Here is a 16,828-nt window from a genome sequence, read left to right on the forward strand (position 1 = left end):
TATATATTTGATTTTCATTTTACGGTTTTTCATGTAGAGACGTTTTATAAAACGTCCCTACACTTATGATTAGAGATTATTCAATCCCTTCAATCCGGTCTTCAACTTCTTGGTACAACTCGCGCAGCAATTCTAAATTGCTTTCGCTAGTCTCCCAATAACCGCGACCATTCACTTCTAACAAAGTTGATACAACTTTGCGGAAAGAATGAGGATTGAGATTCATCAAACGATTCCGCATCGCTTCATCTTTGATGAACGTTTCATTAGTATCCTCATAAATCCAGTTATCCACAGCGCCGGCTGTCGCACTCCAACCCATTGTATTCACCAACCGTTTGGAGAGTTCGCGCACGCCTTCGTAACCGTGAGACAACATCCCCTCGTACCATTTGGGATTTAACAATTTGGTACGCGCATCTAAGCGGACGGTTTCTGATAATGTCCGCACCTGGGCGTTGGCTGTGGTGGTGTCTGCAATGTAAGATGCTGGTGTCTTACCATCGCCACGCAGACTTGCTACCAGCTTGGTGGGGTCAGAGTCGAAGTAGTGGGAAACGTCCGTCAAGCTAATCTCGGAAGAATCCAAGTTTTGGAAAGTTGCATCAGCAGTTTTCAAAGTGCTTTCAAAAATCTGCCGGGACTCGTCCATCATACCTGGGTTATCGGAATTGAAAGCGAAGGATTTGCGCTTCAAATACATTTCCTGTAACTCGGCTTCGCTTTCCCAAGTGCTGTTTTCCACCGCCAAGTTGATATTTGACGAATAAGAACCGGAAGCGTTAGAGAAAACGCGAGTCGCTGCTTGACGCAGATTAATTCCCAATTCCTCGGCTTGCTGCAAAGCATGTTTGCGGACAAAGTTCATTTCTAACGGTTCATCCGCCTCAGCCGCCATTTTCACCGCTTGGTCTAGCAAGTTCATTTGGTTGATGAACAAGTCGCGGAATACACCAGAACAGTTAATCACCACGTCAATTCTAGGGCGACCCAACTCTTCTAAGGGTATTAATTCTAACTTGTTCACCCGTCCCAAGGTATCGGGAACCGGACGTACACCTACCATCCACATGATCTGTGCTAGGGATTCCCCGTAAGTTTTGATGTTATCGGTTCCCCAAAGCACACAGGCGATGGTTTCGGGCCATTTACCGCCGTTTTCAGCTTTGTTCCGTGCCAAAAGCCGATCTACAACGATTTTAGCCGATTGTACTGCTGCCGTTGTCGGGATGGATTGCGGGTCAAGGGCATGGATATTCTTACCTGTGGGCAATACATCCGGGTTGCGGATGGGGTCGCCACCAGGGCCGGGGAGGATATACTCGCCTTCTAAACCTTTGAGTAATGCGCCTAATTCGTTGTCAGCACAAACTTGCTGCAAACAGAATTCCAAATACTCAAACAAAGGTTTCAGTGCTGCGTTATCAACTTTGGGATAACCTGCTTTATGCAATGCTTCTACCCAAGGTTCTTTTTTGCCCATGTTGAAGAAATTCAAGCGGGAAACCAAAGAAACCCTTCCCTCAGCGTCGGTTTGTTCTTTGACAAGGGCGCTAACTGCTTCGCGGGTTGCTAGGGTGATGTCTTGCAATAGCTGGACATCTTCTAAAACGCCTTTGTCGCTGTTTTGGTAAATTTCGTCAATGTTACGCCCTAAGCTGTTGGCGATAATTCTCGGTAAGCTGAGAATTTCTTCTTCTGTACGGTCTAAGCTGGCGATGTTAACCAAAGTTGCCACGGCTTCTTCTGCACTCGGCGGTTTACCAATGACGTGCAAACCACAAGGCAATAACCGAGATTCGATTTCCATCAACTTGCGGTAGACGCTGCCGACAATATTATCCCGCTCCTCAGCAGTCATATCCTTGGCATCGGTTTCTGGCAAAGCGATATCTTTATCCAAGTTCACCATCCGGCATTTATCCATGATGGTGTTGACAATGGGAACGCCGCGTCCGGTATCTTTCAAGGTTTGGTAAGAACCGATTAACTCGCTGAGTTCTTTCAAGCCTTTGTATAAACCAGCATTCTCAGCAGGAGGCGTTAAGTAAGAAATTGTCTCAGCGTAACTGCGACGCTTGGCAATTGTGGCTTCGCTGGGGTTATTGGCTGCGTAATAATACAGATTAGGAATTGTGCCAATTAAGTTATCTGGATAACATTCACCAGACATCCCCATCTGCTTACCTGGCATGAATTCCAAGGAACCGTGGGTACCAAAGTGCAGCACCGCATCAGCACCCCAAATTTGCTCTAGGTAAGTGTAGTAAGCAGCAAAGCCGTGGTGAGGACTAGCTGAACGGGAGAACAACAACCGCATGGGGTCGCCTTCGTAACCGAAGGTAGGCTGAACGCCGATGAAGACGTTACCGAATTGTTTACCGTAAATCAGCAGATTTTGTCCGTCACTATTAAGATGTCCTGGTGGTGGCCCCCAGTTCTCTTCTAAGCGTTGAGAATAAGGGGTGAGTGCTTCATACTCTGGCACCGACATCTTGTAGGCGATGTTAAGTTCAGGGCTGCTGTACTGCGCTTGGGCGTCGTGGATGACTTCCTGCATCAACGCCTCGGCTGATTCTGGCAATTCTGGCAAATCATAGCCGTTATTCTTTAAGGCTTTCATCACCTCGTAGATGGAACCGAATACATCTAGGTATGCAGCGGTACCAACGTTACCTTTATCGGGGGGGAAGCTGAAAACGGTGATGGCAACTTTTTTGTTGAGTTTGGGTTTACGGCGGAGGTTAGCCCATTTTAACGCTCGTTGTGCCACTGCTTCGATGCGGTCTTGGAGAGCGATCGCTTTCCCAGTTGCCCCATCTCTACCCGATAATATAATCGGCTCGATTGCCCCATCCAATTCGGGAATGGCAATTTGCAAAGCCACTTGAATGGGATGTAACCCTAAATCGCTATCTAACCACTCTTCAGTGGTTTGGAAAACTAAGGGTAACGCCACCATGTAAGGACGGTTTAAGCGTTTGAGTGATTCAATGGCTTTGGGATGGTCTTGTCTAGCGGGGCCGCCTACTAAAGCAAAACCAGTTAGCGATACCACTGCATCCACTAACGGGGTGTTGGTGGTCGGTTCGTAGAAGTATGCATCCACAGGCTTGGAGAAATCCAAACCGCCAGCAAAGACGGGAAGTACCCGCGCCCCTAATGCTTCCAACTCCTGCACCATCGCTACATAATGGGCATCATCCCCTGTAACTAGGTGAGTGCGTTGTAATACCAACCCCACACAGGGAGCCAAAGGATCTTTCAAGTCTTTGGGAATATCCCTACGGGCACTATACCAGTTGAGGTACTCTCTGACATCCTCAAACATGTTGGGGGCTAAAGGATGCCAAACCCCCATGTCAGGATAAACTACTGGCGCTTGGTATTCAACAGATGCAACATTTTGTTTCTCTACGCCTTTAAATACATATTTATCAGCTAGCATCAGCAAGAAGTTTTCCAAGTTGTCTGGAGAACCCCCCAGCCAATACTGAAAACTGAGCATGAAATTACGTGCGTCCTGTGCCTTGTCCATTGGTAGGAACTTCAGCACTTGCGGCAGTGTTCGCAGCAGCTTTAGCATCCCATCTTGGAATCCCGCGCCGGATTTTTCTTTGCGTTTCCGCATGAATTGTGCGATCGCACTCTTCGACTGACCCAACTGTGCCAAGGAAAAAGTGCCCATTTTATTTAGGCGCATGACCTCTGGCATTGATGGGAATACTACGGCAACGTCCAAGCGATCGCGGTGTGGTTCGACTGCTGTAACTACTTTCTGAGCTAAGTCTTCTATGAAAATAAGTGAGGCGATGAAAATATTGGCACTTTCCATGTCCCGTTTGAACTCATCATAGTTCTCTGGGTCGCGGAGTTCTTCAATCAAGTAACCGCTAATTTCAATCGCCAGGTTAGGATTATTCGAGTTAATCGTGCGAACCGCTTGTGACAATGCACTCTGGTACTGGGACTCAAGCACGACATAGACCACCTTGATTAAATTACGTCCGCGTAAGTTATCTGGCGCAATATGTCTAATGGTGGACTTGACGTGGGTGAACATGCAGATAGGCTCCTTTGATGCGCGTTCTCTACTGGAAGTTCTTAGCGGCTAATGCCGCCACAGGTCACTTCTTTTCTTTAGGCAATATAGAGTTTTTTATCAGAAAAACCTTGCCCAGAGGGCATTTTATCCCTTATCTGACACAATTCGATATAAAAAAAGAAATATTTATTAATCAATATTGACAACAAATAAAAGTGATTACTTCTATTTATGTAACGAAAACTTAATATAAGGGAGTGGGGAGTAGGGAGTAGGGAGTAGGGAATTGGGAATGGGATCTGCAAGATTGAAGAAGGCAGCTATGCTGAGGGCAGAGGGCTTTTATGTTTTGTTCAGAAGGGGATTCCGACCCCTCCTGAACAAGAGCCACCTTTGTTGAAATTTGGTGGGGGTATTAAACCCTTACTCACAATGAGAGTGCAGAGGAGGCAGTGCGGTCTTGGGTTTTACCCAAGAGGAGCAACTGCCGTGGCAGGAATCAGATCCCTTCTGCCTTCTGCCTCCTGCCCTCTGCCTTTCCCGATAACAACTAACAACTGACCACTGACAACTGACAACTGACCAATGACTAACCAACCGTTTGATATACTGATTCTCTCGAATGGGCCTGGAGAGGTGACTACCTGGGTGCGTCCGGTGGTAAAGGCTTTGCGGCAAGAATTAGGGGATGACCGTGCTGTTGTCAGGATTTCTGTTGTGTTATCACCTTGCCCTAATGCTAGTGGTAAAGAAGCTGCGATCGCTCGTTCTTACCCGGAAGTTGATAGAGTGCAAGCAGCAGAGCATTTTTGGCAATTTTTGCTTTGGGGTAAGACTGTTGAAAATTGGGATTGGAGAAGTCGCGGTGTAGTGGTTTTCCTCGGTGGTGATCAAATATTTCCTGTGGTCATTGGCAAAAAACTGGGATATCGCACAGTCGTTTACGCCGAATGGGAAGCCAGATGGCATAACTGGATAGACCGCTTTGGCGTGATGAAAGCACAAGTCGCTAAAAACGTCTCTGAAAAACACGCCCACAAATTCACCGTTGTGGGAGATTTGATGCTAGAAGCTAGTAGTCAACAGTCCTTAGCAAATGACAAAGAACAAATCAACACTCCCCACTCCCCACTCCCTACTCCCCACTCCCCCATCATCGGCATTTTGCCAGGTTCAAAAGCTGCAAAATTAGCTCAAGGTGTGCCATTAACTTTAGCCATAGCTGAACACATCCACGCCAAAATTCCCCAAACCAAGTTTGTGATTCCCGTCGCCCCAACTTTGGATTTACAAACTTTAGCTAGTTTTGCCGACCCGCAGAAAAACCCTTTTGTGAAAACTTTTGGCTTTAATGGTGCTTCCTTAATTGTCTCAAAGGAAACTACTGAAAACTCAGCACTCAGCACTCAGCACTCAGCACTCAGCACTCAAAACGCACTCAGCACTCAGCACTCAGCACTCAGCACTCAAAACGCACTCAGCACTCAGCACTCAGCACTCAAAACAGATAAGGGCTTATCTGTAGAATTATGGCAAGAAAACCCTGCATATGGATTATTATCTCAGTGTTGCATCTGTCTGACTACAGTGGGGGCAAACACAGCTGAACTCGGTGCTTTAGGTGTGCCGATGATTGTTTTGCTCCCCACACAACAACTTGACGCAATGCGTTCTTGGGATGGTTTACCAGGGTTATTAGCTAATTTACCAGGGGTCGGTTCTTACTTTGCGAAGGTGATTAACTGGCTAGTATTGAGACGCAAAGGCTTATTAGCATGGCCGAATATCTGGGCGCAGGAGGAAATAGTACCCGAACTGGTGGGTAAACTCCAGCCCCCAGAAGTCGGGGATATGGTACTAGATTTGTTGGAACATCCAGAAAAATTAGACGATATGCGAAACAAACTCAAACGAGTTAGAGGGGAAAGCGGTGCAGCGCAGAAGATAGCAAAGATTGTGTGCGAGGAAATTGGACAGCAATTAAAGGTCAACAGCTTCTAAATCATCTGGTACTGTTGAGTCGTTAAGGGCATTGCGAAAGTATTTTCCTGTCAGTCCGGTTGCTGAAAAAATCGGTGTACCAGCCTGGAGGTCAAAAATATAAGCAGTGTACTTTGTTGAACGAGGAGGATTTGAAGTTTGAAAGCCGAGAAACCCAGAACCGCTAATGTCAAAGTTGCCTTTGACTACTACTAACATCATTGGCGGTTCTTTACCCATAAAATCAAATTCACCAAAGCCAGTAGCAGGAATTTCAGCAGCTTTGATTGGACGGGCAAAGATTGCTTCAGGTGTGCCGCTTAGTACCTTGTATCGGCAAGAGTTGGCAAGGGTATAGTTTACAGCAGCTTGCTTAATTTCTTTTTCCGAAGCTGAAGTTAGTGGACGTTTTTGAAATATAGCCAACCGATTGCTTTCTTCAGGAGAGATTTTTTTGAGTATTTCAGGGGCAATGTTGCTAAGTTGATTCTGAATTAAGCAACGATCTAATGAAGCAGCTATAGATTGTATGGATAGTAGCGAAAAAATACCCCCTGACACCAATGCCAAGCTGACTAAAGCTTTTTTCATAATTAGATTTTTAATACATTAGCTTTGCTACATATTCTAATCAAATATGTAAAGAAATGTATTTTCTAACTTCAGGCACGTTGATCAAAAGAGATAAGGAAGTAAAAAATTTCTCCCTCATCTCCTCGTCTTGCTTAATCTGAGGATTGTCCATCCCGTCGCCCTAGTTCATAAATGCCGCAACCCATACAGGCTAATATGCCCATGCTAATTGCCCAGCTGCGACCTAAACCTATTTCTACGCCCCAGTTACATAAAGCACCAATGACTAAAAAAGGCACGATGCTGAACAGGGAAGCGTAAAAGGCGTTTTGGGATTCTCTAGCCTGACGAGTCTTTTCAAATTCTGTTTGGCTGGTATAAAGCGATCGCTCGGCAAAGTTAAACCAGCGGTTTAGTTGCTCGATTACCCATTCATTGACTGGAGAAAAACCCAAATATAACGCCAATGACCACAAACTCGCTCCGGCAATGGCGATCGCGTCTATCTCAATACGGAAAGGTATAATATCAGTCAGCATGGCTTGCGTGAGTCCTGCAATTGATCAACTGAACCTCTGATCATGCTCAATTGACCTTTTCAGCAATTTTAAGCATAAACGTTAACATTATTTCAACTACTTGACAAATGTTCATTTGTTTGTATTGCAGAATTGAGAATTGATGGCGATCGCGCTTCGTCTTTGTACTTGTTGGCGATTAGAATCAAACTAGCAGCAAAATATAAAGTTTCATGGCTATACGGTTTATTCTCAGTGACTATGTTCATCGAGCGATCGCCCAAGCTGTTTATGACAAGCTCGAAGATGGCACATTTGTAGGTAGAATTCCTGCTTGTCAGGGAGTCGTAGCTTTTGGCTTGACTTTGGGCGAGTGTGAAGATGAGTTACGCTCAACACTAGAAGACTGGATTTTGTTGGGGTTAAAACTTGGACATGAACTACCAGTAATTGATAGCATTGACCTAAACAAGGAGCCGAGCCTTGAGCCGATGAATACCTTGTAAGCGGCGGGATTTTGTCAATAAATTAAAACACATTGGTTTCGAGGGCCTTATTCTGGAACCAGACATCAGTTTATGGTTTACGCTCTACATCGCCTAGCTATTCCCTCTAATGATGAATATTCCATACCACAATTGCGGATGATGATTCGGGAAGTTGAGGTGATTATTGAGCGAGAAATTACGCTGGAAGAATGGAATAATCTTTAAGGTTCGCTGTTAATTTAGTTTGACTTGCAAAAAAAGCCCGACTTTTTAGAAAAGTCGGGCTTTTAATTTAAAGTTATGCAACTGAAATCTGACGGATTAAAATACTCATCACTTCATCAGGATTCCCTGTTTGTTGTAGTGGACTCCAATCTCCCACATTTGCGTAACCAATCATCTGTAAAAAATGAATTGTGCTGGTGACAGCTTTGGGAGAACCAATTAATACATGTTTAATTGGTTCTCTTTTTGGTAATGGCTTTTGGGAAGATGGCTTGAGGTTGGCTGCATCCAAGTCTTGATTATCTGAGAAATTCTTTTCTTGTGCCATGATATAAGTTAGCTCCATTTAAAGGGGTAGAGAAGGCGATTGCAGGCTCTTGCAGGAGGCGATCGCCTTTCTCATGCTTACTATATTATAGTATAAAATTATACTTGTCAACTACTGTTGCAAAAATTTTTGCAACAAATTTTCCCTGCTCAAGAGCTGCGTTAGGGAACTCTTAACAAGGAACAGACTGTAGGGGCGTACAGTCACTCATAGGTGTCAACTTAAGTTCAAACGCTTACCCCACCCCCAACCCCTCCCCGTGAACGGGGAGGGGCGACAAAGCATAGCTTTGGCGGGGTGGGGTTCTTCAGGTTTATAAATCAATACGGTTCAGTTTGCAAAAATTCCTCTTGATGTCAAAGCAAGCTAATTGCACTTTACACAATCACACTGTTCAGCGATCGCCATCTGATACATCTGTGATTTTATGGTTATAGGTTTGATTCTGGCGATTGTTTACTATCTTTATCTTGATATTCTTTGATTTTGTCATATAAACTGGCAACTGTTTCTTGAGCAAACAGTTTTTCTTTAAGTTGCAAATAGTCGCCTTCACTTAGTTTACAGGCTGCCCAAAATTTCATTACCTTCGATGGTTCTAAATGGGTGAGTAAAACCTGCATGACTTCCTGTAGATTTTCTTGCTCATTAATAACTTTAATTTCCATTTTCTAATTTTCTAATATTCGCTTTACCTCCTCTACAGTTTCAGATGAGAGAATAGAACGTTGAATTGTCTTGAGTTCTTCAATATCAGATATTTGAGAAATTTTTGGCATTAAATTTAAACCTTCATCGCCAAATTTGACTTCTAAAGTTAATTCGATGCTAGATAGTCTGTCTTCTCGCTGTCCACTTTGAAAGATTTCTTCATACCAGGGCGATGAGCGTAATACTGTCATATCCCACCTCATAATTTGTTGGACTAAGGCACTATCTAATACAAACGTAGCAAAAAATGCTAAGACTTTTTCAATTTGATTTAATTGTTCATCGGCTTGCAATAAGAGATAATTTATAAAGTAAACTTTAAATTGTAGGGTGCGTTATAGCAACGCTTAACGCACCGTCTTTTTATGTAGAGCGATCGCGTTTTGAACACCATCGTTTGACTTGGGAACACGAAACGCCGAGTTCAGAACACCATCATTTGACTTCAAAACACGAAACGCCGAGTTGAGAACACCATCATTTGACTTGGGAACACGAAACGCCGAGTTGAGAACACTATCGTTTGACTTGGGAACACGAAACGTCGAGTTCAGAACTTGAAAGTTGGTGTTTAAATAATCGCGCTTGATAATTTGATAATGATATGTGTTTTTTCTTGCTGCGGTGCTGGCTTGCTGACTGGGTTTTTTGCTATTGTGAGGTCAGGCGATCGCGCAAATCTGCTAAATTTTGACGACAATTAATAGTGTTGGGATGATTCACCCCTAATCGTCGCTCCCAAATATCCAAAGCTTGGACGTACAAAGTTTCGGCTTCGCTGTATCTTCCCTGTGATTTGTAGACGAAAGCCAAATTGTTCAGGCTAATTGCCACAGAAGGGTGTTCATTCCCCAGCAGGCGTTTTCTCATGGACAAAGCTTGGATATACAAAGGTTCGGCTTCACTGTACCTTTCCTGTGAACTGTAGAGGAATGCCAAATTGTTCAGGCTTTGTGCCACATCAGGGTGTTCATCCCCCAACAGGCGTTTTCTCATTGCCAAAGCTTCGATGTGCAAAGTTTCGGCTTCGCTGTATCTTCCTTGTGATTTGTAGACGAAAGCCAAATTGTTCAGGCTAGCTGCCACATCGGGGTGTTCATTCCCCAGCAGGCGTTTCCACATTGTCAAAGCTTCAATGTACAAAGGTTCGGCTTCGCTGTATCTTCCCTGTGAATCGTAGAGCAAAGCCAAATTGTTCAGGCTAGTTGCTACATAAGGGTGTTCATCCCCCAGCAGGCGTTTTGTCATGGATAAAACTTCAATGTGCAAAGGTTCGGCATCGCTGTACCTTCCTTGTAATTTGTATAGTAATGCCAAATCGTTTAAGCTTTGTCCCACATCGGGGTGTTCATCCCCCAGCAAGCGTTTTCTCATAGACAAAGCTTGGATGTACAAAGGTTCGGCTTCAGTATACCTTCCCTGTGATTTGTAGAGCAATGCCAAATTGTTCAGGCTTTGTGCCACATCAGGGTGTTCATCCCCCAGCAAGCGTTCTCTCATCGCCAAACCTTCGATGAACAAAAGTTCGGCATCGCTATACCTTCCCTGTGAATTATAGAGCAATGCCAAATTGTTCAGGCTTTGTGCCACATCGGGGTGTTCATCCCCCAGCAGACGTTTTCTCATGGACAAAGCTTTGATGTACAAAGGTTCGACATCGCTGTACCTTCCCTGTAGATAGTAGAGAAAAGCCAAATTGTTCAGGCTAGTTGCGATATTAGGGTCTTCATACCCAAAACGTTTTCTAGCAACTGATAAACATTGTTCACGCCAAGGTAAGGCTTGGGCGTAGGCTCCTTGGCCTTGGTAAAATCTAGCCAAGCCTACAAAAGGCGAGATTAAATCATTGTTGCTTAACCAAGCTTGGTAGACTGTGGCAGCTTCTGCAAGGTGAGGGATGGCAAGAGTTGCTTGAGCAATATCTATTAATGTGGATGTCTCAGGAATATATTTAGCAACCCCTACCATTACCTCGCTAAGCGATCGCTTAAATTCCTCTGCCTGTTCTAAACCTGTAAGCTTATATTGGAAAAACTCGCGCAGTAGTGGATGCAGTTGGTAAATTCCCTCACCTCTGCGCTGGAGTAAATGCAAATTCAACAACTTATCATCTCTAATTTCTTCGATTTCTTCCTCGTCTTCCTCTGGTAAACACTGTTCCACTAAATACCAAGGTATAGGTGCGGCGGCGAATAAACTCAGCAAACAGCCCAATTCTTGATCAGCATCCTCTAATTCTTGCCAACTCAATTCAAAAGCTGCTAACACACTCCGTTGTGCTGTCATGTTCGCTTCTGACTTAGACTTAAACAGGGAACGCTCATCTAATCGCTTTTGTTTTAATCGCCGCAACATTTCTGTAACAGACAAATCCCGTTTTCGCGCCAGATATCGCCCGACTAATTCCAAACCCAAAGGCAAATATCCCAGCCACTCACACAATTGCAACGCCACCAATTCCCCGTATGACCTCTCCCCTAACCCCTCCCCTACAAGGGGAGGCGAAAAAATCTCCCCCTTCCCTCCCAGGGAAGGGGGTAGGGGGGTTAGGTCATTCTCTCGTTCAATTCGTTCCGCCCCAATAATTGACTTTAATAATTCCAGCGCCGCCTCTGGTTGCAGTACATCCAAAGATAATTGTGCTATACCTCCAAAATACTGGCGTGTAGTCATCAGCACTTTAAACCGAGAAGATGACGAAGGTAAATAAGCCTTTACTTGCTCATAGTCGCTAACATCATCCAACACTAGCAGCACATCACCCTCACGCCAAAGGCGAAAGCAATATTGCACTTGCGCGAGTAATTTTTGGCTAGAATCTTCTGTTAAATTATCTGGTACGTTTAAATCAAGGTGAGTTCTGGCAAACTGGACAATTTGAATCCCTACATCCCCAACTCTGGGAGACAACCAGCAAATTCCACCGTTGTAAATTTCACGGTGAGCCATTGCATATTGTAGGGCAAGTTCTGTTTTACCCAGTCCACCCATTCCAGCTATAGCAGTAATTGCTACGCTGTGATTTTGCTGCAACATTTCGTGCAGGTTTTGCAGTTCCGTTTCACGTCCGACAAACTCCACCACCCCAGTTAAGGGGAGATTTTGCGGTATTTCAGTAGCGAGATTTGACTTTACCTGTTCTCCTCCAGGCGACTGTAGTCAGAAATTGAAAGTTTGGGTTCGTTTATCATTAGTAACGTTGCCAACATTCCCACCATAATTTTTATCTACTGTATTGGTAAAATTCTGGATGATAGAGAGTTGAGACTTAACAGCATTAGCGACAGTTTCCACAGCTTGAGCAATTTCATCATCTTTTTTTGCCGCTTCCTCAACTTGCTGTCCAATGACAACAGCTTGGCCGTAATCTAAAGGTTGTGTTTGAGCCTGTTCTATAACAGTCGCCGTGCTGGGTGCTTTGCGCTTTAGCAGAACTAATAACTTACCGCCTTCCTCTAAAACCTTCTCGCCCAGTTTTTCACCAGTTTTCTCAAAAGCTTTGGTGATGACTAAGGTAGCAATAGCAGCCGCCGTCAGTGTTACAGGTTCCATAATTTCGTGATGAAATAGCACATTGCACTGCCAGATACAAATGTAGCTGTGTCTATTCCAGAAAGATATCACACAAATCTAGCAATCAGCCCCACATCCCGCCTAGCAATGAATTGCCAGGCTAATAGCCCAAGTCTACTAAAGTAGACTCAAGCCTTTCTCAGTCTTTTTGAGAAGACTTTCGCGCTTTAGCCATAGGTTTCTAACCTGTGGCGGGTAATGCAACTCAATGAATTTTAACTGTAAAAAGAGCGATCGCACCTACAACACGATTATTCCGCTATATGGCGGTTCTCTTTTGCATCAAGTACGCTTCAACCCCACCCCCAGCCCCTCCCCGTTCACGGGGAGGGGAGCAAAAGCGTAGCTTTGGCGGGGTGGGGTTCCGGCTGTATTGCAACGAAGTGAGAACCGCTATATATTATGTAGTCTAATGGTTTTGGGGGGTGCGATCGCCTTCAGAACACTAAACTTTAACGTTGTTCTTCTACCAATTCCCAAAATATTTGCAAGATATAAATCGGTTGTAGAGGCGTACAGCTGTACGCCCCTACCCATGTATCCAATACGGTTCGGATAAGCATTTTAAACTCACAATAGGCTTTGGGGAAAAGGTTACTGGGCTTGGGTTAAAGGTTTCTCTTCCCCTTTTACCTTTCCCCTTTCCCCTTTAACCGAACCGTATTGCCCATGTATCTGTATCTGTTATTTTGTGAAATGGTATTAGCGTCTTTGCAACGCCATTCGCGTAGGCTGTAATAACTTCCGCCTTCCCTGTAGTAACTTCCGCCTTCACGTTTCCGTGTTTCGCGTAGGCTGTAACAACTTCCGCCTTCCCTGTAGTAACTTCCGCCTTCACGTTTCCGTGTTTCGCGTAGGCTGTAACAACTTCCGCCTTCCCTGTAGTAACTTCCGTCTTCACGTTTCCGTGTTTCGCGTAGGCTGTAACAACTTCCGCCTTCACGTTTGCGTGTTTCGCGCAGGCTTTAATAACTTCTGCCTTCACGTTTCAGTATTTTGTATCCAGAAAAACAGAGTTATCAACCCCAATCACCATAGATATCCTCACGTCTTAAAGAAAGATTTTCAGGCCAAGGGCCATAATTATCTACTGGAAAGTTTAGAGGAGGACGCTTTTGTTTCGTCTCTCCTTGCTCAACCAAAGGCTTTTCATCAATTACTATCACCACCTGATGTTCACCCTCTGAAATATCCAGTGGTAATTGCGCTGTCATCTTACCATCTTTTGTCACAGTGGCAATTGTTTCTATACTTTTCATGTCATTCTCCTAACACTGCTAATACAGCTTTTGGTAATAACTTATCTTTAAACCAAATAATTCTTGCTGGCACATTATCTAACTTAACTCCTGCTTTTTCCAAATTCAATCTTTCAGAAATTGCCAAAATCAAATTATCACAACCAGAACGCCGCACTTGGGAAAACTTCTTTTGTAAATATTCTGGTCGCCAATAACCGACAATTTCTAATAAAAAGTCGCGTCCGTCAGGATGAACTAACCGAAAATCGGGAATCATCACACTCCCAGGAATGGGAATTAAATCCACTTCTCGCTCTAATACCCAGTCGGTTTTTAACGCATCCCATTTATCAGCAAAGGATGCTTCTAGCATACTATCGTAGGGTTTACCTTTGGAGTAGTGGGATACTAAACCGCATTCAGAATTGAGGGTAAATCTACCTGTTCTCCACGTATCTGTGTAGACATCACGGGTTTGTAAGGTGGCGGCTAAACTCCACTTGGTGACGTGAAGTAAGGCGGGAATCAGTTTAGCGATCGCTAGCCCGTAGCGTGTACTAGCATTAAATAAACTCGTCGGCCCGTCAACGGTAATTGTAAACCCGTGGTCAGCGTCTCCTTCAATATAAGCCATTAATTGAAATAACTTCAAATAGCGGAATAATAGCTTATATTCTCCCGGAACATTGCGATGAGCGTTTAATATTAACTTACTTGCTTTATAAAATATTCCCTGTACCTGAGATAAGTTATATCGATTTAAGATATCTACTGGTGTAGGAACATCAAAGTTAGTTAAAATCTTATTTTCAGATAAGTCGGCGTAGAGTCCGTCTTGCACTTGCTGGATGAAAATTTCCCGTTCTAATTCCTGGGTTAATTCATTAGCAATTTTGCTCAATGTCAGTTGTGTTGATTCTCGGCTAGGTGCAGATTTTGCCGCTAAAGAAAACACCCTTTCTCTTAATATTTGCGGTTCTAGAGGACTCACCACTTCAAAGGTACAGAAGTTGCTTTTGATAATATAAGCCAAACCCCGCTTGACTCGATAATCTGTTGCGTCTCCTTCTAAATCTAAAAGCTGACTTTCCAAAAAACCCTGAGTCTTACCTTGTGCTGCTTGAAAACAGGCAATTAATTCATTAGTTAAATCTATATGTTTCTGGTCAATCTTCAGTCTTTTTGGTATTATTTCTTCGCCGTTTAGACGGTGGCTTAGTAGTTCGGTTGGTAGCATTTTCCTGGTTGTTCGTTTGCGAATTATTGACTGTATAATTGATTTCTAATTGTTCGGCAGCTTTAGCCGTTGTTACTTTACCACTGCCGTAAATAACTTGTAATTTTCCTGGTCTTTCCTCACCTCTCCGTCGTGCAGAAGTATTTTCTTCGCTGGTATCTTCTGCTATCACTTCGTATAAAATAGCTTGTTTATTCTGAATATTGCCTTTACGTAAAACTCTCCCCAAACGTTGAATATATTCTCTAGTTGAGCCTGTACCAGATAAAATAATAGCAATAGAAGCAGCAGGCACATCAACACCTTCATTTAACACATGGGAAGCAACTAAGGTATTATATTCACCTTCTCGAAATTTAGTTAAGATTTCATGTCGTTCTTTTACCGGAGTTTGATGAGTGATTGCGGGAATTAGCAAATCTTGAGAAATTTTATAAACGGTGGCATTATCAGCAGTGAAAATTAACACCCGTTCTGGATAATGTTGTGCCAATAAATCAGCTAAAATTCGCAACTTGCCATCAGTCCCCAAAGCAATTTCTTTCGCCTCCCGGTGTGCTAACATCGCTCTACGCCCAGCTTGCGATCTAGCACTCATCTGCACGAACATTTGCCAACCTTGAATACTGCCCAAAGATATCTTTGATTGTCTTAAAAAATCGTTGCGTGTTTGGATTAATTCGTTATATCTTTCGCGCTCAATTTGTGATAGTTTAACTTTAATTTGCACAATTTCATGTTCTGCAAGTGCCTTACCCGCCAAATCTTCAGCACGTTTGCGATATACTTCCGGGCCAATTAAGATATTTAAATCTGCGTGTTTCCCATCTGTGCGTTCAGGCGTTGCTGAAAGTCCCAAACGATAAGGCGCGATCGCATACTCTGCAATTACCCGATTAAAATCTGTGGGCAAATGATGACATTCGTCAAAAATAATTAAACAATATTGATTACCTAGCGCTTCGGCATGAATTGCGGCACTATCATAAGTTGCAACTAAAATAGCAGTTTTATCCCGCGAACCGCCGCCAAGCAACCCCACCTCAGCATCAGGAAACGCCGCCACCAAATGTGCATACCACTGATGCATCAAATCCAGCGTTGGCACCACAATCAAAGTAGTCCGCGGTGTCGCCTGCATTGCCATTTGCGCCAGATAAGTCTTTCCCGCAGCCGTAGGTAGCACCACCACCCCCAGCCTTCCCGCCAACTTCCAAGCCGCTAGCGCCTCACTTTGGTGCGGATAGGGTTCCATTTCTAAACCTGCAACCAAATCTACAGGATAAAATTGCTTTGCCTCATCGACAAAATGCACATTTTCTGCTTGTAGCGCTTCTACCAATGGACGGTATCTAATAGCAGGAATCCGGTATTTTTCAACTCTATCATCCCATGTAGCAAAGTCTATCCAAGCTTTGCCGTGTGGCGGTGGATGCAAAATTAATGTACCACGATCAAACGATAATGTGGGGGTGCGAGGCATTGTCAATTAGGGAATTGGGAATTGGGAATTGGGAATTGGGAATTGGGAATTGGGAATCGGAAGAATTTTTTCCTAGTACCCAGTCCCCAGTACTTAGTCCCTTGATTACTAATAACGCAAAAAGTGCTTAATTCCTCCGAGCAAGGCTGGGAGAAAATGGGGAGATGGGGCGATGGGGAGCAGGAGAGCAGGGGTGCAGGGGAGTAGGAGAGCAGGGGAAAACTCCCGACAAATGACAACTGACCACAGACAACTAACAACTGACAACTAACAACTAACTTCTACCTTCTGCCTTGTTTCTCTTACCTCTTTAGATAGATTCATTGCAAATAATTGTTCTCTGTGGATTTTCCAGATGCAAAATAGGTGTTGTGCGATCGCATTGTCTAGCCAATTTTGGGAATAATCCCTTCAGCTAGCTGCACT

General features: G+C 44.0%; 15 protein-coding genes. 3 read left to right on the forward strand and 12 right to left on the reverse strand.

All coding sequences use genetic code 11. From position 1 onward, the window contains the following. Positions 1-76 precede the first annotated feature (76 nt). On the reverse strand, positions 77-4,063 hold the full coding sequence (locus tag I8748_RS28035; RefSeq protein ID WP_198127782.1) for a magnesium chelatase subunit H: 3,987 nt from the start codon (positions 4,061-4,063) through the stop codon (positions 77-79). 567 nt (positions 4,064-4,630) lie between these two features. Between I8748_RS28035 and I8748_RS28040 the strand changes: the two genes are divergently transcribed. Then, on the forward strand, positions 4,631-6,046 hold the full coding sequence (locus tag I8748_RS28040) for a glycosyltransferase family protein (RefSeq protein WP_198127783.1): 1,416 nt from the start codon (positions 4,631-4,633) through the stop codon (positions 6,044-6,046). Here the strand turns inward: I8748_RS28040 and I8748_RS28045 are convergent. Together I8748_RS28045 and I8748_RS28050 are read right to left on the reverse strand one after the other, a co-directional pair. Then, the gene (locus tag I8748_RS28045) at positions 6,026-6,616 is read right to left on the reverse strand and encodes a hypothetical protein (protein WP_198127784.1); all 591 of its coding nucleotides are present in this window, start codon (positions 6,614-6,616) and stop codon (positions 6,026-6,028) included. The two genes, I8748_RS28040 and I8748_RS28045, sit on opposite strands and share 21 nt — an antisense overlap. A 134-nt stretch (positions 6,617-6,750) precedes the next feature. Further along, on the reverse strand, positions 6,751-7,137 hold the full coding sequence (locus tag I8748_RS28050) for a hypothetical protein (RefSeq protein WP_198127785.1): 387 nt from the start codon (positions 7,135-7,137) through the stop codon (positions 6,751-6,753). A gap of 212 nt (positions 7,138-7,349) precedes the next feature. Between I8748_RS28050 and I8748_RS28055 the strand changes: the two genes are divergently transcribed. Together I8748_RS28055 and I8748_RS35880 are read left to right on the forward strand one after the other, a co-directional pair. Further along, on the forward strand, positions 7,350-7,622 hold the full coding sequence (locus I8748_RS28055; RefSeq protein ID WP_214662789.1) for a type II toxin-antitoxin system HicB family antitoxin: 273 nt from the start codon (positions 7,350-7,352) through the stop codon (positions 7,620-7,622). 72 nt (positions 7,623-7,694) lie between these two features. Further along, positions 7,695-7,829 (forward strand): hypothetical protein, encoded by a 135-nt coding sequence (locus I8748_RS35880; protein WP_263976892.1) that lies wholly within the window; start codon positions 7,695-7,697, stop codon positions 7,827-7,829. A gap of 73 nt (positions 7,830-7,902) precedes the next feature. Here the strand turns inward: I8748_RS35880 and I8748_RS28060 are convergent, their stop codons facing one another. From I8748_RS28060 to I8748_RS28100, 9 genes are all read right to left on the reverse strand, one after another. Further along, complete coding sequence (locus I8748_RS28060) at positions 7,903-8,157, reverse strand: hypothetical protein (protein WP_198127786.1); 255 nt, start codon at positions 8,155-8,157, stop codon at positions 7,903-7,905. Positions 8,158-8,588: 431 nt separating this feature from the next. Then, on the reverse strand, positions 8,589-8,825 hold the full coding sequence (locus I8748_RS28065; RefSeq protein ID WP_198127787.1) for a hypothetical protein: 237 nt from the start codon (positions 8,823-8,825) through the stop codon (positions 8,589-8,591). A 3-nt stretch (positions 8,826-8,828) separates the two neighbouring features. Continuing rightward, entirely contained in the window at positions 8,829-9,161 is a 333-nt protein-coding gene (locus I8748_RS28070; RefSeq protein WP_214662790.1) for a hypothetical protein, read from the reverse strand. A 358-nt stretch (positions 9,162-9,519) separates the two neighbouring features. Next, positions 9,520-11,952 (reverse strand): tetratricopeptide repeat protein, encoded by a 2,433-nt coding sequence (locus I8748_RS28075; protein WP_198127788.1) that lies wholly within the window; start codon positions 11,950-11,952, stop codon positions 9,520-9,522. 75 nt (positions 11,953-12,027) lie between these two features. Next, on the reverse strand, positions 12,028-12,420 hold the full coding sequence (locus I8748_RS28080; protein ID WP_198127789.1) for a hypothetical protein: 393 nt from the start codon (positions 12,418-12,420) through the stop codon (positions 12,028-12,030). Between the two features lie 670 nt (positions 12,421-13,090). Next, entirely contained in the window at positions 13,091-13,426 is a 336-nt protein-coding gene (locus tag I8748_RS35435; protein ID WP_225896574.1) for a hypothetical protein, read from the reverse strand. 34 nt (positions 13,427-13,460) lie between these two features. Further along, complete coding sequence (locus I8748_RS28090; RefSeq protein WP_198127790.1) at positions 13,461-13,700, reverse strand: hypothetical protein; 240 nt, start codon at positions 13,698-13,700, stop codon at positions 13,461-13,463. 1 nt (position 13,701) lies between these two features. Continuing rightward, positions 13,702-14,919 (reverse strand): DUF790 family protein, encoded by a 1,218-nt coding sequence (locus tag I8748_RS28095; RefSeq protein WP_198127791.1) that lies wholly within the window; start codon positions 14,917-14,919, stop codon positions 13,702-13,704. After that, complete coding sequence (locus I8748_RS28100) at positions 14,849-16,402, reverse strand: DEAD/DEAH box helicase (RefSeq protein ID WP_198127792.1); 1,554 nt, start codon at positions 16,400-16,402, stop codon at positions 14,849-14,851. Before I8748_RS28100 ends, I8748_RS28095 begins: the two co-directional genes overlap by 71 nt. Positions 16,403-16,828: the final 426 nt, after the last annotated feature.

The sequence above is a fragment of the Amazonocrinis nigriterrae CENA67 genome, assembly GCF_016056305.1.
In the GTDB taxonomy this organism is placed as follows: domain Bacteria; phylum Cyanobacteriota; class Cyanobacteriia; order Cyanobacteriales; family Nostocaceae; genus Amazonocrinis; species Amazonocrinis nigriterrae.

Excerpts from the sequence above, each read along its gene's own strand:
- I8748_RS28035 (WP_198127782.1), bottom strand. The coding sequence starts at position 4,063 with ATGTTCACCCACGTCAAGTCCACCATTAGACATATTGCGCCAGATAAC.
- I8748_RS28040 (WP_198127783.1), top strand. The coding sequence starts at position 4,631 with ATGACTAACCAACCGTTTGATATACTGATTCTCTCGAATGGGCCTGGA.
- I8748_RS28045 (WP_198127784.1), bottom strand. The coding sequence starts at position 6,616 with ATGAAAAAAGCTTTAGTCAGCTTGGCATTGGTGTCAGGGGGTATTTTT.
- I8748_RS28050 (WP_198127785.1), bottom strand. The coding sequence starts at position 7,137 with ATGCTGACTGATATTATACCTTTCCGTATTGAGATAGACGCGATCGCC.
- I8748_RS28055 (WP_214662789.1), top strand. The coding sequence starts at position 7,350 with ATGGCTATACGGTTTATTCTCAGTGACTATGTTCATCGAGCGATCGCC.
- I8748_RS35880 (WP_263976892.1), top strand. The coding sequence starts at position 7,695 with ATGGTTTACGCTCTACATCGCCTAGCTATTCCCTCTAATGATGAATAT.
- I8748_RS28060 (WP_198127786.1), bottom strand. The coding sequence starts at position 8,157 with ATGGCACAAGAAAAGAATTTCTCAGATAATCAAGACTTGGATGCAGCC.
- I8748_RS28065 (WP_198127787.1), bottom strand. The coding sequence starts at position 8,825 with ATGGAAATTAAAGTTATTAATGAGCAAGAAAATCTACAGGAAGTCATG.
- I8748_RS28080 (WP_198127789.1), bottom strand. The coding sequence starts at position 12,420 with ATGGAACCTGTAACACTGACGGCGGCTGCTATTGCTACCTTAGTCATC.
- I8748_RS28090 (WP_198127790.1), bottom strand. The coding sequence starts at position 13,700 with ATGAAAAGTATAGAAACAATTGCCACTGTGACAAAAGATGGTAAGATG.
- I8748_RS28095 (WP_198127791.1), bottom strand. The coding sequence starts at position 14,919 with ATGCTACCAACCGAACTACTAAGCCACCGTCTAAACGGCGAAGAAATA.
- I8748_RS28100 (WP_198127792.1), bottom strand. The coding sequence starts at position 16,402 with ATGCCTCGCACCCCCACATTATCGTTTGATCGTGGTACATTAATTTTG.